Below are 24,509 nucleotides of genomic sequence, written 5' to 3'. Positions count from 1 at the left end.
ACAGTGAGAAGTCACACAACCTTCACGAGGAAGGCGATATGCTTGTCACTGTGGACTGTGCAGCGTTATCAGGTAGTAGAAGCTGAACCGGACTTTCATGGTGGAGCCAAGCGGGATCGAACCGCTGACCTCCTGCGTGCAAGGCAGGCGCTCTCCCAGCTGAGCTATGGCCCCAAAGTCGGCAAAACCGTGTCGACAAAAGCACGAAGCTTTTGGTGGGTCTGGGCAGATTTGAACTGCCGACCTCACCCTTATCAGGGGTGCGCTCTAACCAACTGAGCTACAGACCCGACACTACTACTCGATAAACTAACTTGATCAGGTAATTCGTTGTGAGCACTTGCCGCGAGCAGTAGACAGTGTCGATAAGGAGGTGATCCAGCCCCAGGTTCCCCTAGGGCTACCTTGTTACGACTTCACCCCAGTCATGAACCACACCGTGGTGATCGCCCTCCCGAAGGTTAGGCTAACCACTTCTGGTGCAGTCCACTCCCATGGTGTGACGGGCGGTGTGTACAAGGCCCGGGAACGTATTCACCGTGGCATTCTGATCCACGATTACTAGCGATTCCGACTTCATGGAGTCGAGTTGCAGACTCCAATCCGGACTGAGGCAAGCTTTATGGGATTGGCTCCACTTCGCAGTATTGCAACCCTTTGTACTTGCCATTGTAGCACGTGTGTAGCCCTACCCGTAAGGGCCATGATGACTTGACGTCGTCCCCACCTTCCTCCGGTTTGTCACCGGCAGTCTCCTTAGAGTTCCCGACATTACTCGCTGGCAAATAAGGATAGGGGTTGCGCTCGTTACGGGACTTAACCCAACATTTCACAACACGAGCTGACGACAGCCATGCAGCACCTGTCTCAGAGTTCCCGAAGGCACCAATCCATCTCTGGAAAGTCCTCTGGATGTCAAGGGTAGGTAAGGTTCTTCGCGTTGCATCGAATTAAACCACATGCTCCACCGCTTGTGCGGGCCCCCGTCAATTCATTTGAGTTTTAACCTTGCGGCCGTACTCCCCAGGCGGTCAACTTATTGCGTTAGCTGCGCCACTAAGTCCTCAAGGGACCCAACGGCTAGTTGACATCGTTTACGGCGTGGACTACCAGGGTATCTAATCCTGTTTGCTACCCACGCTTTCGCACCTCAGTGTCAGTGTCAGTCCAGAAGGCCGCCTTCGCCACTGGTATTCCTCCCGATCTCTACGCATTTCACCGCTACACCGGGAATTCTACCTTCCTCTCCTGCACTCTAGCCAAGCAGTTCCAGATGCCGTTCCCAGGTTGAGCCCGGGGCTTTCACACCTGGCTGACTTAGCCACCTACGCGCGCTTTACGCCCAGTAATTCCGATTAACGCTTGCACCCTCCGTATTACCGCGGCTGCTGGCACGGAGTTAGCCGGTGCTTCTTCTGCGAGTGATGTCTTTCCTCGGGAGTATTAGTCCCAAGGCGTTCTTCCTCGCTGAAAGTGCTTTACAACCCGAAGGCCTTCTTCACACACGCGGCATGGCTGGATCAGGCTTTCGCCCATTGTCCAATATTCCCCACTGCTGCCTCCCGTAGGAGTCTGGGCCGTGTCTCAGTCCCAGTGTGGCTGATCATCCTCTCAGACCAGCTACGGATCGTCGCCTTGGTGAGCCATTACCTCACCAACAAGCTAATCCGACATGGGCTCATCCGATAGCGCAAGGTCCGAAGATCCCCTGCTTTCTCCCGTAGGACGTATGCGGTATTAGCCTGAGTTTCCCCAGGTTGTCCCCCACTATCGGGCAGATTCCCATGCATTACTCACCCGTCCGCCGCTCGACGCCTCCTAGCAAGCTAGGATCGTTTCCGCTCGACTTGCATGTGTTAAGCCTGCCGCCAGCGTTCAATCTGAGCCATGATCAAACTCTTCAGTTGAAAGCTTGATAGTCTGTTAAGCAGACCAAACTTGGTTCAGAGTCAAACTTCTCGTGAGAGGCTTGCTCCGATATTTGGTGACCTTGTCACCACTCATCGGCAAGCGCTCACACGAATTACCTGATCAAATTTTTAAAGAGCGTCGCTGTTAAGCGAGGAGGCATATTCTACTTGGAACGCTTGAGAAGTCAAGCACTTGATGATGAGTCAGTCGACTGCCTCTAAGCATCATCAAGCGGTGAGGAGCGTTGCTCGATCACCTGTTCCGTAAGGAGTGCGGCGTATTCTAGCGAATCGCCCGGGATTGTCAATCGATGATTTCGAAGTGGACTTCAAAAACCTCAAGCAAAACAATCACCTGCAAACCTCTTTCACCGCTGGTAACGCCATGCGTCCCCGGCAGCGGATGCGTACTTTACACAGGAATCGGTTTGATGGCAAGGGCTTTGACGCAGAAAACAGTCGCTATCCTGCTCGGCACTCAGACCGCCTTGCCGTCCGCGGGCCGAGACACTGGCCGCGCCTGCCAGCCACCACGCGAATGCGACTGTGTCTCAAGCGCTGCTTCCAGGCGTGCCTCCGGCAGCTGCATGACGCGAGCCAACAGTGTCAGCAGGACCACCTCTTCATCGGCCAGCGTCTGGTCGGCATGCACCACCTGGGCTAGCGCCGTGAACCATCGCTGTTTGTCCATCGGGCGCAGGTGAGCCAGCTGCGTGAGATGACGGCAGCGCAGCGCAGGGTTATCCCCATCCAGCTGCGACTGCGGATACGCAAGCGCCAGACCAAGTTCTGCACTGGCGTCCAGGAAGATGTCCTCGCGCAGCGTTTCATCGTCGATGAGTCCGACCATCAGCATGAGCCAATGCTGACAGGCCGGCTGGCATTGCTGCAGGGCCAGCGAGTCACTCTTGCGATCGATCCGCGGGTCCAGTGACTCCAGCAGCAACTGCCAGAGACACCAGATGAACATGTCCTGCGGAGGTGTCTGCGCCTTGAGCATGCGATGTGCGCGCTCATCCGCTTCCCGCCAGCGCGGTATCAACCGGTTGAGCAAGGGGATCCACTCGACCCGCGGCAAGGACTCGAGCTTGCGCCGTGCCTCGCGCACGCGCTTGCCATCCAGCCAGTCATGCTGACGCTCAAGCTCGGTGAGCCAGATCCCACGCCGGGTGAGCTCCGAGGGTGCGATCATCGCCACCACCAGCTGCGGGCAGAGAAAGCGCGACAGCGTCAGGTTCTCGAGCTCACCCCGGGAACGCGACAGCTCGCCCATGACGGCCGCGCCGGCGATACCCGCCATGACCCCGCCAAGCACTTCGGCCCCGATGGGCCCTTGCTGCTCGAAGGTATGCACCGGTTGCTGGCGCGCGCTCAGATATTGTCTGTCCCAACGGGGCTCCAGGCGCTTGATGCGTTCATCCAGCGGCGGATGCGAGTCGAACCAGCCCGTCAGCCATGGCGGACGCGCTTCGACGAAGAAGAGATGGTTGTAGGTCATGGCGCGCGGATGCTGGATGCGCCCCTGCCAGCCCATGCCACCGATACGCTTGAGGGCGGAGGCGATGCCATCCGGAAAGCGCGTCAGGCGCACCGCACTGGCATCGGCGAGATATTCGCGTGAGCGCGCGACCCCGCGCTGCAACAGCCTGCCACCCAGCCCGCCGAGACTGCCGAGCAACCACAACGCCACACCGACCAGCATCAGCTGTGGCATGCCGCCTTTCCTGTCGGAACCGGAGGAGCGCGCCCTGCCCAACACGAAGCCGATGCGCCCCGCCCCCATCAGGAAGCGCCCCGCCTCGGAGAGAAACACCAGGCCGTGGACCGCACTTGCCAGACGCAGGTTGAGGCGAATATCGCCATTGGCGATATGGGCGAACTCGTGAGCGACCACGCCCTGCAGCTCGTTGCGATCGAGCTGCTCCAACGCCCCGCGACTCAGCGCGATCGCCGCATCATGGGGCCGATAGCCCGCCGCGAAGGCATTGATCATCGCCTCATGCGGCAGCAGGAACAGCTGCGGCGTGGGCAGATTGGCGGCGATCGCCATCTCTTCCACCACATTCAGTGCCCGCCGCTCGCTCGAGTCCTGGGTCTCGACATCCACCAGCTTGCCGCCCAGGCGTGCGGCCACGACCGCACCGCCCTGCTGCAGACGCCGCAGCTCACGCGCCGCGACCAGTGCATTGCACAGAAAGATGATGCTCGCCACTGGCCAGACATATTCAAACGTCGTGGCGGCCGGACGCCCCAGGAAACTGCTGATCGCGACATGCACCACGGCGCCGGCGGCAAGAGACACCACCAGCGACATGGCCGTGAAGGCCAGCAGCAATAGCCGCGTACGACGCCGCGCACTGTCCTGCTCATGATAGAAATTCATTCGCGCTCGCCATCTACCCAGTCAGGATCACAGCGCCAGACCGCTGCGAGAGAAGCATCAGCCGGTCGGCTCACGAGAAACTGACATCCGGCGCCTGGCGGATCTTCACGCTGTCATCGAAGGCCAGCAGGCCTGCATCACTGCGATGACCGAAGGTCGGCGCGAACACCACCTGCGGGAAGCTCTGGCGATAGACGTTGTAGTCGGTGACGGCATCGTTGTAGGCCTGACGCGCGAAGGCGACGCGGTTCTCGGTGGCGGTCAGCTCTTCCATCAGGTCGCTCATGGTCTGGTCCGCCTTGAGCTCCGGATAGGCCTCGACCACCACATCCAGCTTGCCCAGACTCGCCGCCAACCCCTGCTCGGCACCGGCCAGGCTGGCCAGCTTGTCCATGCTGCCGGGATGCGCCGCGGCGGCATTCAAGGCGGCCATCGCCTTGTTGCGGGCATTGATCACTTCTTCCAGGGTGCCACGCTCATGGCTCAGATAGCCCTTGGCCGTCTCGACCAGATTGGGAATCAGGTCATAGCGCCGCTTGAGCTGTACCTCTATCTGCGCGAAGGCATTCTCGAAGCGCGCCTTGAGGCTGACCAGCTTGTTGTAGATCGAGATCACGTAGATGACGATCAGCGCGATGGCGCCCAGCAGCAGAAATGTTTTCATGATGAGTCCCTTGTGATGATGCCTTTGCAATGAAGGCCCGGCAGGCGTTGTCCCGCTCTCCGGCGAGTCTTTGCAAGCGCCCCTGTCGATCTTCCTGTGCAATCCGCTTCCAGTTTACCCATACCGGATGACGGCACCAGTCAATTGGATGACTGATTGCCAACGGGGCATCATGCGGCCGGCAACCTCACGGCACCCAATGCGCCATGAACTCGTGCACCGGCAGTGCTTCGAGTCGCTCGCGATCGCCCAGCAACGCCATCAAGGTGTCGCACCGCGAAGGCGGGAAGCAGGTGGCCAGATTGGCCCGACACTTGTCCTCGAGCGGGGCGAGCGACTCTTCACGCCGCCGACGATGTCCCAGCGGGTATTCCACCGTCACCTGCTCAGTGGCACTGCCATCGCAAAAGACCACCCGCAGGGCATTGGCGATCGAGCGCTTGTCGGCTTCCAGATACTCGCGGGTGAAGCGCGCCTCTTCCTTGACGACCATCCTGTCACGCAGCTGATCGATCTCCGGGTGAGCGGCATGGAAGCCATCTTCATAGTGGTCCGCGTTCAACTCGCCGAAGATCAGCGGCACCGCGACCATGTATTGCAGGCAGTGATCGCGGTCCGCCGCATTGGCGAGCGCGCCCTGCTTGGAGATGATGCGGATCGCCGATTCATGGGTGGTGATCTCGATGCGCTCGATCTCCTCGAGCCGGTCGCGCACCTCGGGATGGAGCAGGATGGCCGCCTCGGCGGCGGTCTGGGCATGGAATTCGGCCGGGAAGGAGACCTTGAAGAGCACGTTCTCCATCACATAGCTGCCCAGAGGGCGCGCCAGCGTCAGGTGCCGTTCGTCTTCAGGCTTGAGGGCGAGATCGCTGTTGCCGTGACTGAAGGAGACATCATTGAAGCCCCACTGCGGCGCGCTGAGGGCACCGGGGATGCCCATCTCGCCACGCAGGGCGATGTCCGACAGCCGCACGCCGCGTGAAGTGGCGTCCCCCGCCGCCCAGCTCTTGCGCGAGCCCGCATTGGGCGCATGACGATAGGTGCGCAGGCTCTGGCCATCGACGAAGGCGTGCGACAGCGCCGACAGCAACTGCTCGCGATTAGCCCCCATCAAGCGCGCCGTCACGGCGGTGGTCGCAACCTTGACCAGCATGACATGGTCGAGCCCGACGCGGTTGAAGCTGTTGTCCAGCGCCAGCACGCCCTGGATCTCATGCGCCATCACCATGCTCTCCAGCACATCACGCATCACCAGGGGCGGCTTGCCCAGCGCGACACGCTGGCGCGAGAGGTGATCCGCCACCGCCAGAATGCCGCCAAGATTGTCCGAGGGATGCCCCCACTCCGCCGCCAGCCAGGTGTCGTTGTAATCCAGCCAGCGGATGGTGCAGCCGATATCCCACGCCGCCTTGACGGGATCGAGACTGAAGGCGGTGCCGGGCACCCGTGCACCATGCGGCACCACGGTCTCGGCCACCAGCGGGCCGAGATGCTTGGTGCATTCCGGGAAGCGCAGCGCCAGGATGCCGCAGCCGAGGGTATCCATCAGACACAGGCGAGCGGTATCCATCGCCTCTGCCGAGGGACCTGAGCGCTCGCTCTTGCCGGCCAGACCATCTACATCCGTATCCGTATCCGCATTCACATTCGCGATATGAGGATCATCGCAATACCCCAGCACATAGTCGGCGATCTGCTGCAGCTCCGGGTCATAGTCCGGGCGCTGGTTGGCGCTGGCTTGATTGGTACTGGCTTGATTGGTGCTGGCCTGATTGGTACTGGCTTGAGTGGCGCTGGCCTGGTTGGTACTGGCCTGACTTGTACTGGCTTGAGTGGCGCTGAGACGGCTGTCGCCCGTCTGATCAGAGGATGGCGTGCTCATGTGTGACCTCCTGTCGTGGATCGTCTTTGCTCGCATGCATCTCCCGCGATACCGGCACATCCCCCGAAATACCCGAGTCCGCACCATAGAAACGCGAAAGCCGGCCCTCTGCACATGTATGCCAGGCCGGCTTTCATCGGGATGCCGCAGGAGGGATATCAAGAGAGATATATTGACAGTAGACCATCGCCTGCCAATACCGGCGCTAGCGCATCAGGGTCTCCGCCGGCACCCGCACCCAGCCTTCCATCAGAATACGCGCGCTGCGACTCATCACGGCCTCACTGACGGTCCATTCGCCCTCGCCTTGCTGGCCGTCACCGACCTGCCCCGAGGGTGACTGACGATGGGCACTCGCGCCGACCCTGAGCGTGCCGGAGGGATGCCCGAAGCACACCGAGTCACGCGCGGTGCCAGTCTGCCCGGCCCCAGACTCAGCATCGGCTCCGCCAGCGGCGGCAAGATTGACCAGCGTGCCGGGCACCGCGGCCGCAGCGGCGATGGCGACGGCCGCGGTGCCCATCATGGCGTGGTGCAGCTTGCCCATCGACACGGCGCGAATCAGCACGTCGATCTCGTCGGCCTTGATCTCGCGACCACTGGAGACGACGTGATCCACCGGCGGCGCCACGAAGGCGACCTTGGGGGTGTGCTGACGTCTGGCGGCCTCGCCCAGCTCCTGGATCAGTCCCATGCGCAGTGCGCCGTGGGCGCGCAATGTCTCGAGGCGTGCGAGGGCCTCGCCATCCGCGTTGATCGCTTCCTGCAGCTCGGTGCCCTGATAGCCGAGATCGCGGGCAGCGACGAAGATGGTCGGGATGCCGGCATTGATCAGGGTCGCCTGGATTCGCCCGCCCGCGACCACCGATTCCGGCACTTCCAGCGTATCGACCACATTGCCGGTGGGGAACATGCTGCCCTCGCCAGCGGCGGGGTCGCGGAAGGCGACCGCCACTTCGGCGGCCGGGAAGGTCACGCCATCCAGGGCGAAGTCGCCGGTTTCCTGGACGCGCCCTTCGCACATCGGCACCCGCGCAATGATGGTCTTGGCGATGTTGGCCTGCCAGATACGTACCTCGGCGATGCCATCACGCGGCAGTCGCTCGGCCGGCACCAGGCCCTTCTCGATGGCGAAGGGCCCGACCGCCGCCGAGAGATTGCCGCAGTTGCCGCTCCAGTCGACGAAGGGCGAGTCGATGGAGACCTGGCCGAACAGATAGTCGACGTCGTGGTCCGGCTGCTCGCTGCGACTGATGATCACCGACTTGCTGGTGCTGGAGGTCGCGCCCCCCATGCCGTCGATCTGCTTGGCGTAGGGGTCAGGGCTGCCGATCACGCGCAGCAGCAGGGCATCACGCGCCGGGCCCGGCACCTGCGCCGCTTCCGGCAGCTCATCGCGCAGGAAGAACACGCCCTTGCTGGTGCCGCCACGCAGATAGGTGGCGGGGATCCTGAGCTGTGCCTGCTGGCTCATGCCGTCACCTCCGCCGCCGGCTCGCCCGGTTCCTGGGAGCTCAGGAAGTCTTCGGCGAAGCGCTGCAGCACGCCGCCCGCCGAGTAGATGGAGACTTCCTCACGGGTATCGAGGCGGCAGGTGACCGGCACGCGCTCGAGCTGACCTGCCTTGTCACCGGCGGTACGCTCGATCACCAGCGTGAGTTCTGCCCCCGGCGCCGGCTCGCCCTCGACGGCGTAGATCTCGCTGCCATCCAGCGCCAGCGTCCTGCGCGTGGTACCGGCGGCGAACTGCAGCGGCATCACGCCCATGCCGACCAGATTGGTGCGGTGGATACGCTCGAAACCTTCCGCGACGATGGCCTCGACGCCCGCCAGCCGCACGCCCTTGGCCGCCCAGTCACGCGACGAGCCCTGGCCATAATCCGCGCCCGCGATGATGATCAACGGCTGCTTGCGCTGCATGTAGGCCTCGATGGCCTCCCACATGCGTACCACCTTGCCTTCCGGCTCCAGGCGCGTGAGCGAACCCTGCTTGACCTCGCGCTTGCCGTCCGCCCCTTCCACCACGGCCATCTCGTTGATCAGCTTGGGGTTGGCGAAGGTGGCACGCTGCGCGGTGAGGTGATCACCACGGTGAGTGGCGTAGGAATTGAAGTCCTCCTCCGGCAGGCCCATCGCGGCCAGATACTCGCCCGCCGCACTGCTGGCCATGATGGCATTGGAGGGCGACAGGTGATCGGTGGTGATGTTGTCCCCCAGCACCGCCAGTGCCCGCATGCCCTTGAGCGTCGGTGCGCTGGCCAGGCCGCCTTCCCAGTACGGCGGACGACGGATGTAGGTGCTCATCTCGCGCCAGTCATAGAGCGGGCTGGTCGTGTCGTCGCGATCCTGACGGGCCTCGAACATCGGGATGTAGACCTGACGGAAGTGGTCCGGCTTGACGCTGGAGCCGACGATGGCGTCGATCTCCTCGTCACTCGGCCACAGGTCCTTGAGCATGATCGGCGAGCCGTCCGGCGCATGCCCGAGAACGTCCTTCTCGATGTCGAAGCGGATGGTGCCGGCGATGGCGTAGGCGACCACCAGCGGCGGCGAGGCCAGGAACGCCTGCTTGGCGTAGGGGTGGATACGGCCATCGAAGTTGCGGTTGCCGGACAGCACCGCGGTGGAATAGAGATCACGCTCGACGATTTCCTGCTGGATCACCGGGTCCAGCGCACCGCTCATGCCATTGCAGGTGGTGCAGGCGAAGCCGACGATGCCGAAGCCGAGCTGTTCGAGTTCCGGCAGCAGTTCCGCCTCTTCCAGATACAGCTGCACGGCCTTGGAGCCCGGCGCCAGCGAGGTCTTGACCCACGGCTTGCGCGTCAGGCCCAGCGCATTGGCGCGTCTGGCCAGCAGGCCGGCGGCGATGACATTGCGCGGATTCGAGGTGTTGGTGCAGCTGGTGATGGCGGCGATGATCACCGCGCCATCAGGCATCAGGTCGCGCCCTTCCTCATCCTGCTCATGCTCGATCACCCCGGAGATGCCGCGTGCGGCCAGTTCACTGGTCGGCACGCGACTGTGCGGGTTGGAGGGGCCCGCCAGGGTGCGCACCACCGAGGACAGGTCGAAGGTCAGCTCGCGCTCATATTCCACCGCGCCTTCGATATGGCCGCTCTCGTCGGCCCACAGGCCGGTCTCACGCGCGTAGCGCTCGACCAGCGCGATGTTCTCCGGCTCACGCCCGGTCAGCGTCAGATAGTCCAGCGTCTGCTGGTCGATGTAGAACATCGCCGCCGTGGCGCCGTACTCCGGCGTCATGTTGGAGATGGTGGCGCGATCGCCCAGGGTGAGGCTGGCCGCGCCTTCGCCGAAGAATTCCAGATAGGAGGAAACGACCTTCTCGGCGCGCAGGAATTCGGTCAGCGCCAGCACGATGTCGGTGGCGGTGATGCTCGGCTGCGGACGCCCGGTGAGGCGCACGCCGATGATGTCCGGCAGGCGCATGTAGGAGGCGCGCCCCAGCATCACGCTCTCGGCCTCGAGCCCACCGACGCCGACGGCGATCACGCCCAGCGCATCGACATGCGGCGTGTGGCTGTCGGTGCCCACCAGGGTATCCGGGAAGGCGACCTGATGACCCTTCTCATCGGCGCGCGACTCGATCACCGGCGACATCCGCTCCAGATTGATCTGGTGCATGATGCCGTTGCCGGGCGGAATCACGTCGATGTTCTCGAAGGCCTGACGGGTCCAGTCGATGAAGTGGAAGCGGTCCTCGTTGCGACGCTCCTCGATGGCGCGGTTCTTGGCGAAGGCGTCCTTGTCGAAGCCGGCGTGCTCCACCGCCAACGAGTGGTCGACGATCAACTGGGTCGGCACCACCGGATTGACCTTGGCCGGGTCTCCGCCGCGCTCGGCGATGGCATCGCGCAGGCCGGCCAGGTCGACCAGCGCGGTCTGACCGAGGATGTCATGGCACACGACACGCGCGGGGTACCAGGGGAAATCGAGATCACGCCGACGCTCGATCAATTGCACGAGGCTGTCACGCAACTGATCCGGCGGGCAGCGACGCACCAGGTTCTCGGCCAGTACGCGTGAGGTATAGGGCAGACCGGCGTAGGCGCCGGGGGCGATGTCTTCCACGGCGGCACGCGCATCGAAGTAGTCGACCGGGGTACCCGGTGACGCCGTGCCAGGCAGGGGTTTGCGATACTCGGTATTCATGGGCATCCGGACTCATCAGGCGGTCAAGAAAACGATCGGCCAGCACGCTGACTGGCCGAGGAAAGGGTCAGTCGCGCTGCTCGATGGGCAGCCAGTCGCAATGCTCCGGGCCGGTATAATCGGCGCTCGGGCGGATGATGCGATTGTTGGCGCGTTGCTCGAAGACATGCGCCGCCCAGCCGGTCAGGCGTGAACAGACGAAGATCGGCGTGAACAACTTGGTGGGAATGCCCATGAAGTGATAGGCGCTGGCGTGGAAGAAGTCGGCATTGCAGAACAGCTTCTTCTCGCGCCACATCACGGCTTCGACGCGCTCGGAGACGGCGTAGAGCTGAGTGTCACCCACATCCTCGGACAGCTTGCGTGACCACTCCTTGATGATGGCGTTGCGCGGGTCACGTTCACGGTAGATGGCGTGGCCGAAGCCCATGATCTTCTCGCGGCGCTCCAGCATGCCGAGAATCTCGCGCTCGGCTTCCTCCGGTGAGCGCCAGTGCTCGATCATCGCCATCGCCGCCTCGTTGGCACCGCCATGCAGCGGTCCGCGCAGCGAGCCGATGGCCCCGGTCACACAGGAATGCAGGTCGGAGAGCGTCGAGGCGCAGACACGCGCGGTGAAGGTCGAGGCATTGAATTCGTGCTCGGCGTAGAGGATCAGCGAGGTATTCATCACCGCGGCATGCAGCTCGCTGGGGGCCTCGCCGTGCAACAGGTGCAGGAAGTGCGCGCCGATGGAGTCGTCATCAGTCTCGGTGTCGATGCGCACGCCATCATGGCTGAAGCGATACCAGTAATTGATGATCGACGGGAACACCGCCAGCATGCGCTCGGCCTGATCGGACTGCTCATCGAAGCTCTCTTCGGTTTCCAGATTGCCGAGCATCGAGCAACCGGTGCGCATCACGTCCATCGGGTGGGCGCTGGCCGGAATCTGCTCCAGTACCGCCTTCAGGGCATCCGGCAGGCCACGCAGGCCCTTGAGGCGCGTGATGTAGGCATCCAACTCCGAAAGATTGGGCAACTTGCCCTTGAGCAGCAGATAGGCGACTTCTTCAAAGCTTGCGTGGGCGGCGAGATCCTCCAGATCGTAGCCGCGATAGCGCAGGCCGGAGCCGGTCTGGCCGACGGTGCACAGGGCGGTCTCGCCGGCACTCTGGCCGCGCAGGCCGCTGGAGGCACTAGGGCTCGGGGTAGCGGTGGTATCTGACATGGCGCGATCTCCTTGGCAGTGACGTCATTGAGTTGTTCTTTTTCTTGTAGGGCATAAAGCGTCAAGCCCCTCGCCGGCCAGGCGTTTGCCAGCGAGGGAGAAACGGTCGGGCCGGAAGCGCCGGCCCGAGAAGCCAATGGCCTCCTGATGCGAGACATGGCGTCCGTCTCGAGCGTCTGGCATCAATCCTTGCGGCTTTCGGCCTCGAACAGGGTGTCCAGCTTCTGCTCGAAGGTGTGGTAATCGAGGAAGTCGTAGAGCTCCATGCGGGTCTGCATGTCGTCGACCACGTCCTTCTGGTCACCCTTGTCGTGGATGTTCTGGTAGACCTTGAGGGCGGCGGCGTTCATGGCGCGGAAGGCCGACAGCGGATAGAGCACCATCCGACAGCCGACGTCGCCCAGCTCGCGCTGATTGAACAGCGGCGTGGCGCCGAATTCGGTGATGTTGGCCAGAATCGGCGCGTCGACGCCCTCGCAGAAGGCACGGTAGTCCTCGAGGGTATGCACCGCCTCGGCGAAGATGGCGTCCGCCCCGGCCTCGACACAGGCATTGGCGCGTGCCACGGCGGCCTCGAGCCCTTCCTTCTGGAAGGCATCGGTACGCGCGATCAGATAGAAGTCGTCATCACGACGGGCATCGGCGGCCGCCTTGATGCGATCGACCATCTCCTGGCTGGAGACAATGGCCTTGTTGGGGCGATGTCCGCAGCGCTTCTGGGCGACCTGGTCTTCCAGGTGCACGGCCGCCACGCCGGCGCGCTCCATCTCCTGAATGGTGCGCGCGATGTTGAAGGCGCCGCCCCAGCCGGTGTCGATGTCCACCAGCAGCGGCAGCTCGCTGGCGGCGGTGATGCGGCGCGCGTCTTCCAGCACGTCATTCATGCTGGTCATGCCCAGGTCCGGCAGCCCGTAGGAGGCGTTGGCCACGCCGCCACCGGACAGGTAGATCGCCTGATGCCCGACGCGCTCGGCCATGATGGCGGTATAGGCATTGATGGTGCCGACGATGGGCAGCGGACGATTGGTTTCCAGCGCCGCGCGGAAGCGGGCGCCGGGGCTTGGCAAGGCGGTGGAACTCAGATGGCGTGACATGACATCTCCCGGGCTGGGCCCATGACGGGGTTGGAATTGTTGGTGGTGATCCGATCGCAAGCGCTGTGGCAGTTCACTCCTCGCCCTGCTCTTCCTTGAGCGTGGCGGCATAGCGGCGGGCGACGTTCTCCCGCGAGGCGCTGACGTGGCGGCGCATCAGCAGCTCCGCCAGCTCCTCGTCGCCGGCCTCGATGGCATCGACGATACGGTGGTGCTCGACGAAGGCCTTCTGCGGACGCGAGCCACTGGCGCTGAACTGGGTGCGATACATGCGCACCAGGTAGTAGAGGTCGTCGCAGAGAATCGTCATCAGCATGTGGTTATGGCTGCCGAGGACGATCTGATAGTGGAAGTCGAGATCGCCTTCCTTCTGGAAGTAGGCGGTACCGGTCTTGAGGTCCGACTGCTGCTCGTGGGTCTTGAGCACGCTGCGCAGCCGCGTGACCTCCTCCTGCGTCATGTGCCGCGCCGCCAGACGCGCAGCCATGCTCTCCAGCGCCTCACGCACGTCGAACAGCTCCAGTAGCTCGGTCATCGAGAGCTTGACCACCCGCGCGCCGACGTGGGGCACGCGCTCGATCAGGCGATGGACCTCGAGACGACGCATCGCCTCGCGCAGCGGGCCGCGCGAGATGCCATAGGCCTGCGCCAGCCCCGGCTCGGTGATCTTGCTGCCCGGTGCCAGCTCACCGCGCACGATGGCGTCCTGCAGCTGGTGGAAGACGCGCTCGGCCAGGGTGCGCACCTCAGGTGCCGGAGCACTCGCGGAGGCGGTGTGGCCTGCCTGCTCGGCAGTGGCGCCGCGCGCGAGGCTTCGAGCGGTGGTGGCATTGTGAAAGGCATCGGTGGTCATGGCGGTCAGGCAATCCGGCTGGACAAGGGGCTGAGACAGGACAATGGCGATGAGGGACTTTCAGCACTATTGTCGACAATCATTCAATGACTGCCAGACTAGCCAGCGAGCCTGAGTGGGTCAAGATGCAATCCGCCAAATCCTCTACACCTTTGGCGTAAGAGAGCTGGCATGCGCTGGATAAACGGCTGCCAGAACAAGGCCGAACCGCCTGAGACGCCGCCATGCCAGTCTTCAAACATCGACAGGCCAGAGGCACTCCAGCCAGTAGCTGCCGAGACGAAAGACGCCCCGCCAGCACAGGCTGACGGGGCGTCTTGAGTCTCAATGCCAGACCATTCATCGGTCGGCTTGTCGACAATCACGCGATTTATGTGAAGCTGAGCTCCGCGCCGATGCGGCGGGGTTTCTGGAAAGGCAGCGAGTGATCGGTGCCGGGGATTTCCAGCGATTGCCAACCCGCATGACGCTCGGCCAGCAGACTGTGATAGTCGCGCAGGGTCTGCGGGCTCTTGCCGCCGACCAGGCTGCGCACCTCGCTACCTGAGGCCAGCACGTCGGCCAGCAGTGCCTCACGGTCGATCTCGCGCACGGCATGCGTGACACAGTCCAGCGCATTGGCGAAGCCCAAGTGGCGATGCGCCAGTCGCGCCACCATCATGCGCTCGGCGCGCGGGTTGCGCGTACGATGCGGCGAGATGAGGTCGAGGAAGGCGGTGATGCCCGCCTCGGGGCTTGAGGCTTCGCGCATGGCGCGCGCCGCCTCGGCATAGCCGTCACGCACCTTGAGCATGGTGGCGTGGCATTCGCGCTCCAGCAGTGCCGGCTCCAGCAGACTGATGTCGCCGACCTTCACCTCCGGGCGCTCGGCGCGCAGACGCTGGACGAGACGCATGGCGACCAGCCCGCCGAAGCTGTAGCCGATCAGGTCGAAATGCGTGATGCGCTGCGTCTCGATCAGCGCCATCACGTCCTCGACCACCTGCTCGAGAGTGAAAGGAGGCTCGCCACCCTGCGGCGCCAGCGTCTGCCCCATGCCACGCAGGTCCGGGATGATCAGTTCATCATGGGCCGTGAGATGCCCGACCAGCGGTGCCCAGGTCAGCGTGCCGGCCACGCCCGCGCCGTGCAGCATCAGCAGTCGACGCCCGCCCTGGGCGTCATGCCGCTTGAGACGCTGCCAGAAAATGTTCTGATCGGGACGTGACAGCAGATGTTGGCCATGTTCGAACTCGGGATGCATGCAGGGGCTCCGGTGGGGTGCCAGGGGCTGGGCAAGAGACTGGGCAAGAGGGCTGGGCGAACGTCAGCACGCGCGTCATGGCAGTCATCGATGACGGCGCAGGGCGTTCAGAGGCAGGCACCTTAATCAGCGCACGGGAGAACGGCAAGCCAACAAGGCCAGCCCCTCACCGGAATCCGCACGCATGGGCGGACAAAACGCCTTCGGATGCCTAGAATGCCCTGTCCGCCAACGGAAGCTGTCATGACCATCTCGCTCGAAATCAACGCCCTGCCCTACGCCCTCGCCGCCGAGGATGAAGCCTCCACGCTGTCGCGCTTCGCACGCCTGCGCTCACGCCCCGACGCCGTGCTGCTCGACAGTGGCCAGCCGTCGCTGGCCGGTGGCCGCTTCGACATCATCAGCAGCGACCCGCTGGCCGTGCTGGAGCAAGGTCCACACGGCGGCAAGCTCACTGGCCCGCTGCCGGAGACGATGCGTGACCTGAGCCAGTTCAGTGAAGCGCTGGAGCGCCTCGCCCGCCTGCCGGTAATCGAGGCCCAGCGCCAGCTGCTGACCCTGCTGCCGCAGACGCTGGCAGGCGAAGAGCTCGCCCGGCATGACCTGAGCGCCGAGGACCTGCCGTTCATCGCCGGCCTGCTGGGCTACTGGAGCTACGACTTCGGGCGCGCGCTGGAAGACTTGCCCGCCACGACCGAGGACGACATCGCGCTGCCCTGGGCGCGTCTCGGTCTCTATGACTGGGCATTGATCAGTGACCATCAGCGCCAGCAGAGCTGGCTGATCGCCTCGCCCCAACGGCGCCGGCAGGTGCTTGAGTGGCTGGAGCAACCGGCGCCGCGCAGCGCCGACTTCGCCCTCGACACCCCCTTTTCGCCGCTGCTGGATCGCGCGGGCTACGGCGAACGCTTCCGTCAGGTGATGGAGTATCTGCACGCCGGTGACTGCTATCAGATCAACCTGACCCAGCGCTTCTCCGCCGACTGCAGTGGCGACAGCTGGGATGCCTACCTGCGCCTGCGTCAGGCCACGCCGACACCTTACGCCGGCTATCTGAGCTGGCAGGACGCCAAGGGCGAGGAGATGGCGATCGTCTCCGTCTCGCCGGAGCGCTTCGTCGAGGTCAATCATCGCGCGGTCGAGACCAAGCCGATCAAGGGCACCCGCGCACGCGGCGCGACGCCGGAAGAGGACGCCCGGCTGGCTGCCGAGCTGCTGGAAAGCCCCAAGGACCGCGCCGAGAACGTGATGATCGTCGACCTGCTGCGCAATGACCTGGGCCGCGTCTCCGCGCCCGGCAGCGTCAAGGTGCCATCACTGTGCGCGCTGGAGAGCTACGCCAACGTGCATCACTCGGTCAGCACCATCACCAGCACCCTAGATGACGGACGCGATGCGCTGGATCTGCTCGGCGCCGCCTTCCCCGGCGGCTCCATCACCGGCGCGCCCAAGATCCGCGCCATGCAGATCATCGAGGAGCTGGAGCCGGTGCGCCGCAGCGCCTATTGCGGCAGCCTCGGCTATCTGGATATCCGCGGCCACATGGATACCTCCATCGCGATCCGCACGGCGGTGATCGCCGAGGGCCAAGTGCATCTGTGGGGCGGCGGCGGTCTGGTCGCCGATTCCGAGGAAGAGGCCGAATACCGCGAGAGCCTGGCCAAGATCCAGCGCCTGATGGAAGCGCTTGGCTGACAGGCGGCGTTATAAGGCGTCATGAGCGCCATAACTCGATGGCATATAACGTTCGAACGAATTCGTATTGGGGAAGCAGTGCCTGCCTTTGATAGGGTAGGCGCATTCCTGCACGTCTCCTTGAGCGCTACCCGCCTCTGCTGATGGTCTTTGCTGGCCATTGATCAGCCCTGCGCCCCGCTCCATCGGACGTGCCCTCGTTCTGGAGACTTCTCATGTCCGATACCTTCGATCTCGCCCGCATCAATGCCGAATTCGGCAACGACCCGGAAGCCCTGACCCGCTGGGCTCTGTCACTGGACAAGCACGCCATCTGCACCACCAACTTCCGACCCTTCGAGGCGGTGATCCTGCACATGGTGACGCGCTTCCGCCCTGATATCCCGATCGTGTGGATGGACAACGGCTACAACACCGATGCCACCTACCGCTTCGCCGATGAGGTGACGCGCAAGCTGAACCTGAACCGCATCATCTATCTGCCGCAGCGCACGCGTGCCCACCGTGAAGCCGTCGATGGCCTCACCCCGCATATCGATGACCCGCGCCATGAAGCCTTCACCCGTGAAGTGAAGCTCGAACCGTTCGAGCGTGCGCTGCGCGAGCTGAACCCCGAAATGTGGTTCACCGCCGTGCGCGCCAGTGACACCGCCTTCCGTGCCGGCATGCAGCCGGTCTCGCTGAACGGCGATGGCCTGATCAAGGTCGCCCCGGTGCTCAACTGGTCATCCAAGCAGATGCACGAGTATCTGGTCGCCCACGACCTGCCCAACGAGTTCGACTACGTCGACCCGACCAAGGCGGAAGACAACCGCGAGTGTGGCCTGCACCTGGCACACTGAGCCCTATGGTTGACGCTGTGCGCTCGCACCGCCCAGCCAGCAAAAAGCCCGCCTCTCAGGAGGCGGGCTTTTTCATCTGCGCTATGACAGATCTGGCGAGCGGCACTCAGTCCACTGGGACTCAGCGCACCGGCAGCTCGATATCGTGGAAGATCTCGTGCTCGTGGCGCGGGCCGGCGGCCAATGCCGCTTCGACACGCTCGCGCGTCAGGTGCGGCGCGAAGCGCTCGACGAATTCGAACATGTAGCTGCGCATGAAGGTGCCGCGACGGATGCCGATCTTGGTCGTGGAGCTCTCGAACAGATGCGTGGCGTCCAGCGCGACCAGGTCCTCATCGGCCACCTCGTCCACCGCCATGTGCGCGACGATGCCGATGCCCATGCCGAGACGCACATAGGTCTTGATGACATCGGCGTCTGAGGCGGTCAGCACCACGTTGGGCGCCAGGCCGTGGGACTTGAAGGCATCATCCAGCTGGCTGCGCCCGGTGAAGCCATAGGTGTAGGTGACCAGCGCATAACTGGCCAGCGACTCGAGGGTCAGTTCCTCGCCATTGGCCAGCGGATGATCCTTGGGCACCAGCACACAGCGATTCCAGCGATAGCACGGCAGCAGGATGAGGTCGTTGAACAGCTCCAGCGACTCGGTGCAGATGGCGAAGTCGGCCTGCCCCTCACTGACCATGTTGGCGATCTGCTTCGGCGTGCCCTGCTGCATGTGCAGCGCGACATCCGGGTACTTGCGCGTGAAATCGGCGATCACCGGCGGCAAGGCATAACGCGCCTGGGTGTGCGTGGTGGCGATCGACAGGCTGCCGCGACGGTCGTCACTGTGCTCCTGAGCGACGTGCTTGATGTTCTCCACCGTGCGCAGCACCTGGCTTGCCAGCTCGACGATGGACTCGCCGGCCGGGGTCACCCGCGTCAGGTGCTTGCCACTGCGCGCGAAAATTTCGACGCCAAGCTCATCTTCCAGCAGACGAATCTGCTTGGAAATGCCCGGCTGGGAGGTATACAGACTTTGCGCGGTGGCGGACACGTTCAGGTTGTGGCGGGTGACTTCCCAGATATAACGCAACTGCTGGAGTTTCATGCGGCTTCACTCTCCTGAGAAGCACCATCGACGCGACGCGGCGTGACAGTGGCCCGGACATGGCCGGCCACCTTGCTAAGATGATCGGGCGATAAAATCATGAATAATGATTCCTTTCGGGAATATACGCTCAAGAGTAGATTGGCGACAGTAACCTGACAAGGGGGTAGGTAGGGATGGAAGTCACACAACTGCTGCTATACGTGCTGGCAGGCGCCGGAGTGGGTTTCGCGGTCGGTGTCACTGGCGTGGGCGGCGGCTCGCTGATGACGCCCCTATTGTTGATGTTCGGCTTCCCGCCGCACATCGCCGTGGGCACCGACCTGCTCTATGCCTCCATTACCAAGGCGGGCGGCGCCTTCGCGCACCATCGCCAGGGCCATGTGGACTGGACCATCGCCCGGCGCCTGGCCATCGGCTCGCTGCCGGCGGCGCTGTTGACGATTGCGGTCCTGCATACCTTCTTCACTGACCCCACCGCCTACGCGGGCCTGATCAAGGGCATGCTGGGCGTGATGTTGATCCTCACCGCCGGCGTGCTGCTGTTCAAGAAGCGCCTGCTGGGGCTGATCAGCCCGGAAAGCTTCATCGTACGCCACGCGGCACCGCTGACCGTGCTGTCAGGCATCGTGCTCGGCGTGTGCGTCACCCTATCCTCCGTGGGTGCCGGCGCCTTCGGTGCTGCCGTGCTGATCATGCTGTTCCCGCTGTTGAGCACCGCGCGCATCGTCGGCACCGATATCGCTCACGCGGTCCCGCTGACACTGGTCGCGGGACTGGGCCACCTGTGGCTGGGCAATGTCGACTTCCTGTTGCTCGGCGCGTTGCTGGTCGGCTCACTGCCCGCCATCAGCCTGGGCGCACGCCTGACACGCCACATGCCCAGCGGCCTGCTGCAGGGCCTGCTGACGACACTGCTGCTGGGGCTGGGCATCCGTTACGCCTTCTTCTGAGCTCTCCTTGCTGCGGGATCCTTCGCACAGGCAATACCAAAGTCGGGGCGGGCAATCCACATTGCCTGCCCCGTTGCTATTCCCTCAAACCAATAAAACAGCTATAAAAACACTAGCGATCATAACCCCGTGCTATTGAGCCGATGGACAATGCCCATTTGTCAGTGATGCAAAGTGGCGCTACCATCGGACGCAGCCTGCATGTCCGGCAATGCCGCAGACAGCGAAACGAATCCCCTGGAGAAACAAGATGTCCAATCACGTCGATGTCACCGGCGCCAACTTCGAACAGGAAGTTCTCAACGCTGAAGCCCCGGTCCTGCTGAAGTTCTGGGCCCCGTGGTGTGGTCCGTGCAAGATGATGGCGCCGGTCGTCGAAGAAGTCGCCAACGAGAAAGGCGAAGGCTTGAAGATCGTCAACGTCAATGTCGATGACGCGCCGGAAATCGCCGCCGAGCAAGGCGTGCGTGGCGTGCCGACCGTGATCCTGTTCAAGTCCGGCGCCAAGGTCGCCTCTCTGGTCGGTGCCCAGTCCAAGGGTCAGCTGAGCCAGTTCATCGAGCAGAACCTCTGAGTCGACTTGCTGACAGGTGACTGCCCCGCCAGTCATCGCGCACTGATTCGATAACCAAAGGCCCCGTCACGCACAGCGTGACGGGGCCTTTGGCATTCTGACAGCAGGTCATCCACGCAGAGCTGGCCCGCGGGTCATTCCTCCGCCATGCGTCGACGACGGCGTATCCGGCGCACGGAGGGGCCCAGCAGGCGCGCCGCCCAGCGCGTGCCCGGGTGCGAGTCGAAGGCGATCTTGAGCGTCATGGTGATCGGCACTGACAACAGCATGCCCACCGGCCCGAACACCCAGCCCCACACCACCAGCGACAGGAAGGCGGCCAGCGTCGACAGCCCCAGGGTGCGCCCCATCACGCGCGGTTCGATCAAGTTGCCGAGAATGAAGTTGATCGCCAGATAACAGCCGCCCAGCATCAACGCCTTGACCGCGCCGCCTTCCGGCATCACCAGCGTCAGCAACACCGCAGGCACCGCGGCCAGCGCCGAGCCGATGTTGGGGATGTAGTTGAGGCAGAAGGCCAGCGTGGCCCACAGGAAGGCGAACTCCACATCGAGCACCAGACAGCTGATCGCGACCAGTCCCCCGGTCACGAGGCTGATCAAGGTCTTGACCGCCAGATAGCGGCGCAGCGTCAGCGAGAACAGCGTGAAGCGGCGCAGACTGACATGCGGGCTGCGCAGCGTGCTGACCAGCTTGTCGCGCAGTGACAGCGCCTCATAGAGCAGGAAGGTGGCCGTCAGCACGATGATGACACTCGAGGACAGAAGCCCCCCAAGCCCGGTCAGCAGGTTCGGCACCCACTGGGTCAACGAGGCCGGGTCGACCAGCTCGCTGAAGCGGGCCGGCGCGATGGATACGCCGCTATCCGCCAGCCATTCCAGCATGCTCTGATACTGTTCGCGCAGGCTCTCCTCAAGCTTGGGCATCTCATCGCTGAACAGGGTGAAGCGCGAGACCAGCAGCGCCGTCAGCGACGAGAACAGCACGCAGACCGTCAGGATGACGATCGGCACCCCGAAGCGTTGCCCGATGCCGTGACGGGCCAGCCAGCGCACCGGCGCGTCGCAGACCGCGGCGACGAACACCGCCAGCAGCAGCGGGACTACCAGGTCCGCCGCCAGCTTGAGGCCGCCGATGATGATGACCACTGCGGCCATGCCGACCAGCAAGGGGTGAATCTCCAGCGCGCGGCGCACGTTGGGCGCGTGGCGAGAACGCCCGGAGCGTTCGAGCGCCTCCTGCTGACGCTCGTCGCGTGGCACCTGCATGCGTGTCACGGCCTCCTCGATGGAAGTGCCCTCACTGACGCTGCGTGGCTCGCCAACGCTATCGTCAGGCGCTTGCGCGTCAGCCATCTGCGCCTCGGGCGGCACTTCCTCGTGTCGCGATCTTTCCTCAGGCGTATCGTTCGAGTGCATCCTGCGCCACCTATCCTGTCAGTGCTTGCCATCAGTACATGCCATAAGTACATGCGCGTCGCTGCCCCGCGGGTTGCTCGGGACAGCCTTCGATGCGCCTATCTTGGGCGCATGCCTGTCACAAGCCAAGACTGAAACGAGATTGATTGCTCGCGTCGGGAAAAACTCCTGCCTGACACCAAGCGCACAAAAAATGGGGAGACCGAAGTCTCCCCAAGGGTACCGAGTCAGAGCGCACTGACTGGAGGCATAAGACACGACTGTTGCCGATACATCGAACTGCTGAGCCTTGAAGCTGCTGTAAGGCTTGAAACCGTCATCAGATCTCGAAGCCGCTGCCGAAGCCTTCCACCGTCGGCGCCATCAGCGTCTCGCCGCCGGCACGAATCATCGCGGCATGGCCTTGCGTGCGCGGCAGGATGCGCTGGAAGTAGAAGCGCGCGGTATCCAGCTTGGCCTGATAGAAGGCAGCGTCCCCTTCGCCGGCCGCCAGCGCGGCCCTGGCCGTCTCACCGGCCCGCGCCCACAGGTAGCCCAGCGTGACGTAACCGGCATACATCAGGTAATCGACACTGGCTGCGCCGACCGCTTCGCGGTCCTGCATCGCACCCATGCCCACCGCCATGGTCAGCTCGCCCCATTCGCGGTTGAGCTCGGCGAGCGGATTGGCAAACTCGCTGCCTTCGCTGGCCTGACAGAACTTGTGGATCTCCTTGGTGAAGACCTTGAGCGATTCGCCCTGGCTCATCAGGATCTTGCGGCCCAGCAGGTCCAGCGCCTGGATACCGGTGGTGCCTTCATAGAGCAGGGTGATGCGCGCATCGCGCACGAACTGCTCCATGCCCCACTCCTGAATGAAGCCATGGCCGCCATAGACCTGCACACCGTGGTTGGTCGCCTCGAAGCCGGTCTCGGTCAGGAAGGCCTTGACGATGGGCGTCAGCAGGCCGAGCAAGGTATCGGCACGTGCCTTGTCCTCGCTGTCCGGGGCGTTCTCGACGATGTCATTGAACTGGGCGGCGTACATCACCAGCATACGCCCGCCCTCGGCGATGGCCTTCTGGGTCAGCAGCATGCGGCGCACGTCCGGATGCACGATGATCGGGTCGGCGGCCTTCTCCGGCGCCTTGGCCCCAGACAGGGCACGCATCTGCAGGCGGTCACGCGCATAGCTCAGCGCATTCTGGAAACTGGCCTCGGCCAGCGCCACGCCCTGGATCCCCACCCCGAGACGCGCGGCATTCATCATGGTGAACATGCAGGCCAACCCCTTGTGCGGCGGGCCGACCAGATAGCCTGTGGCGGAATCGAAGTTCATCACGCAGGTCGCGTTGCCGTGAATGCCCATCTTGTGCTCGATGGAGCCACAGCTGACGCCGTTGCGCTCACCGGCCTCGCCATTGGCGTCGGGCAGGAACTTGGGCACCACGAACAGCGAGATGCCACGCGAGCCTTCCGGAGCATCCGGCAGCTTGGCCAGCACCAGGTGCACGATGTTCTCGGACAGATCGTGCTCACCGGCCGAGATGAAGATCTTGGTGCCGCTGATGCGGTAGCCCTTGCTGCCATCGCTGTCATCCAGCGGCACGGCGCGGGTCTTGATCAGGCCCAGGTCCGTGCCGCAATGCGGCTCTGTCAGGCACATGGTGCCGGTCCAGCTGCCTTCGACCAGCTTGGTCAGGTAGGTCTGCTTGAGCACCTCGCTGCCGTGATGCTCGAGTGCATTCATCGCGCCATGCGACAGGCCCGGATACATGCCCCACGACAGGTTGGCGGAGGCGACCATTTCCGAGAGCACCATCGCCAGTGACGGCGGCAGCCCCTGACCGCCATGTTCCGGTGAGGCAGCCAGACTCGGCCAGCCGCCCTCGACATACTGCTGATAGGCAGCCTTGAAGCCGCTCGGCGCCTTGACCTCGCCGCCCTCGAAGCTACAGCCCTCGCGATCGCCCGACTGGTTCAGCGGCGTCAGCACCTCGTGCGCGAAGCGTGCGCCCTCCTCCAGGATGGCGGTCACGATATCGTCGCTGGCCTCATCGCCACCCGGCAGGCTGGCATAGTGCGCGGGATAGTCGAGCAGCTCATTCATCACGAAGCGGATGTCGCGCAACGGCGCCTGATAGTCCGGCATGCTTTACTCCTTGAGCCGTCGCGACGCGGCGGCGCTGACCTGAACAACGACAGGTGGCGGCAGGACGCTTGTCAGGCGGCGCAACACTCACTCGAGCAATGAAGAAGCGAGTCGCTGGCGGCGAACAGGTCTGACGCAACACTATCAAACATGTGTTTGAAATTAACGCCTCCTTCGCCATACCGTCAAGCGGTCGTTTGATTTCTGGCCTGCGACATTGGTGGCAAGCCCTGTCTCATCAGTGGCGAACCCTGTCTCCAGGCCGCCCCTCGCGCACGGCAGACACAAAAGAAGACACAAAAAAGCCCGACCGCAGCCGCGATCGAGCAATATCTCCCCCAGAGATAACCTGTCCTGCAAGATTCCTTGTGTACCGTGCTCTCTCCCCAGA

Annotated in this window: 16 protein-coding genes, 2 tRNA genes and 1 rRNA gene; 4 read left to right on the top strand and 15 right to left on the bottom strand. The window is 63.6% G+C overall.

Annotation, left to right across the window (positions count from 1 at the left end; translation table 11 throughout):
• Positions 1 to 98 precede the first annotated feature (98 nt).
• From HA399_RS02880 to HA399_RS02825, 12 genes are all read right to left on the bottom strand, one after another.
• Positions 99 to 174 (bottom strand) — tRNA-Ala (locus tag HA399_RS02880).
• A gap of 39 nt (positions 175 to 213) precedes the next feature.
• Positions 214 to 290: transfer RNA gene (locus tag HA399_RS02875), tRNA-Ile, on the bottom strand.
• Between the two features lie 76 nt (positions 291 to 366).
• A 16S ribosomal RNA gene (locus HA399_RS02870) occupies positions 367 to 1,907 on the bottom strand.
• A 481-nt stretch (positions 1,908 to 2,388) separates the two neighbouring features.
• Positions 2,389 to 4,293, bottom strand: a complete 1,905-nt coding sequence (locus HA399_RS02865; RefSeq protein ID WP_404325996.1) for a M48 family metallopeptidase — start codon at positions 4,291 to 4,293, stop codon at positions 2,389 to 2,391.
• A gap of 70 nt (positions 4,294 to 4,363) precedes the next feature.
• Positions 4,364 to 4,957: a LemA family protein gene (locus tag HA399_RS02860; RefSeq protein ID WP_054555402.1), complete on the bottom strand. Its 594-nt coding sequence runs from the start codon at positions 4,955 to 4,957 to the stop codon at positions 4,364 to 4,366.
• Positions 4,958 to 5,144: 187 nt separating this feature from the next.
• The gene (locus HA399_RS02855; RefSeq protein WP_404325995.1) at positions 5,145 to 6,839 is read right to left on the bottom strand and encodes a bifunctional 2-methylcitrate dehydratase/aconitate hydratase; all 1,695 of its coding nucleotides are present in this window, start codon (positions 6,837 to 6,839) and stop codon (positions 5,145 to 5,147) included.
• 205 nt (positions 6,840 to 7,044) lie between these two features.
• Positions 7,045 to 8,313: a 2-methylaconitate cis-trans isomerase PrpF gene (gene prpF / locus HA399_RS02850; RefSeq protein WP_404325993.1), complete on the bottom strand. Its 1,269-nt coding sequence runs from the start codon at positions 8,311 to 8,313 to the stop codon at positions 7,045 to 7,047.
• Positions 8,310 to 11,012 (bottom strand): Fe/S-dependent 2-methylisocitrate dehydratase AcnD, encoded by a 2,703-nt coding sequence (acnD, locus tag HA399_RS02845; protein WP_404326893.1) that lies wholly within the window; start codon positions 11,010 to 11,012, stop codon positions 8,310 to 8,312. The genes prpF and acnD overlap by 4 nt, the downstream gene beginning before the upstream one ends.
• 67 nt (positions 11,013 to 11,079) lie before the next feature.
• The gene (gene prpC / locus HA399_RS02840) at positions 11,080 to 12,222 is read right to left on the bottom strand and encodes a 2-methylcitrate synthase (protein ID WP_404325991.1); all 1,143 of its coding nucleotides are present in this window, start codon (positions 12,220 to 12,222) and stop codon (positions 11,080 to 11,082) included.
• A gap of 182 nt (positions 12,223 to 12,404) precedes the next feature.
• The gene (prpB, locus tag HA399_RS02835) at positions 12,405 to 13,316 is read right to left on the bottom strand and encodes a methylisocitrate lyase (protein WP_404325989.1); all 912 of its coding nucleotides are present in this window, start codon (positions 13,314 to 13,316) and stop codon (positions 12,405 to 12,407) included.
• Positions 13,317 to 13,389: 73 nt separating this feature from the next.
• On the bottom strand, positions 13,390 to 14,169 hold the full coding sequence (locus HA399_RS02830) for a GntR family transcriptional regulator (RefSeq protein WP_107335487.1): 780 nt from the start codon (positions 14,167 to 14,169) through the stop codon (positions 13,390 to 13,392).
• A 370-nt stretch (positions 14,170 to 14,539) separates the two neighbouring features.
• The gene (locus HA399_RS02825; protein WP_404325988.1) at positions 14,540 to 15,412 is read right to left on the bottom strand and encodes an alpha/beta fold hydrolase; all 873 of its coding nucleotides are present in this window, start codon (positions 15,410 to 15,412) and stop codon (positions 14,540 to 14,542) included.
• Positions 15,413 to 15,655: 243 nt separating this feature from the next.
• On the opposite strand from HA399_RS02825, the gene pabB reads away from it, so the two are divergent.
• The gene (gene pabB / locus HA399_RS02820) at positions 15,656 to 17,107 is read left to right on the top strand and encodes an aminodeoxychorismate synthase component I (RefSeq protein ID WP_404325987.1); all 1,452 of its coding nucleotides are present in this window, start codon (positions 15,656 to 15,658) and stop codon (positions 17,105 to 17,107) included.
• Between the two features lie 215 nt (positions 17,108 to 17,322).
• Entirely contained in the window at positions 17,323 to 17,949 is a 627-nt protein-coding gene (locus tag HA399_RS02815; protein ID WP_054555396.1) for a phosphoadenosine phosphosulfate reductase family protein, read from the top strand.
• A 121-nt stretch (positions 17,950 to 18,070) separates the two neighbouring features.
• On the opposite strand, the gene cysB is transcribed toward HA399_RS02815, so the two are convergent.
• Positions 18,071 to 19,042 carry an HTH-type transcriptional regulator CysB gene (gene cysB / locus HA399_RS02810; protein WP_043333969.1) on the bottom strand — a complete coding sequence of 324 codons (972 nt, stop codon included), beginning with the start codon at positions 19,040 to 19,042 and terminating at the stop codon, positions 18,071 to 18,073.
• Positions 19,043 to 19,218: 176 nt separating this feature from the next.
• Here cysB and HA399_RS02805 point away from each other — a divergent pair, with 176 nt between their 5' ends.
• Positions 19,219 to 19,995, top strand: coding sequence for a sulfite exporter TauE/SafE family protein (locus HA399_RS02805; RefSeq protein WP_043333970.1), 777 nt, complete (start codon positions 19,219 to 19,221; stop codon positions 19,993 to 19,995).
• 250 nt (positions 19,996 to 20,245) lie between these two features.
• Complete coding sequence (trxA, locus tag HA399_RS02800; protein WP_043333971.1) at positions 20,246 to 20,569, top strand: thioredoxin; 324 nt, start codon at positions 20,246 to 20,248, stop codon at positions 20,567 to 20,569.
• A gap of 134 nt (positions 20,570 to 20,703) precedes the next feature.
• Here the strand turns inward: trxA and HA399_RS02795 are convergent, their stop codons facing one another.
• Both HA399_RS02795 and HA399_RS02790 read right to left on the bottom strand, forming a co-directional pair.
• A complete protein-coding gene (locus HA399_RS02795; protein ID WP_225347551.1) occupies positions 20,704 to 21,924 on the bottom strand; it encodes an AI-2E family transporter in 1,221 nt (406 codons plus the stop codon).
• A 382-nt stretch (positions 21,925 to 22,306) separates the two neighbouring features.
• On the bottom strand, positions 22,307 to 24,118 hold the full coding sequence (locus HA399_RS02790) for an acyl-CoA dehydrogenase C-terminal domain-containing protein (RefSeq protein WP_404325985.1): 1,812 nt from the start codon (positions 24,116 to 24,118) through the stop codon (positions 22,307 to 22,309).
• Between the last annotated feature and the right edge of the window lie 391 nt (positions 24,119 to 24,509).

This window comes from Cobetia sp. UIB-001 (genome assembly GCF_044789135.1).
In the GTDB taxonomy this organism is placed as follows: domain Bacteria; phylum Pseudomonadota; class Gammaproteobacteria; order Pseudomonadales; family Halomonadaceae; genus Cobetia; species Cobetia amphilecti.
Note: the sequence above shows the minus strand (reverse complement) of the source record. Positions and strands in the feature narration are given on the sequence as shown.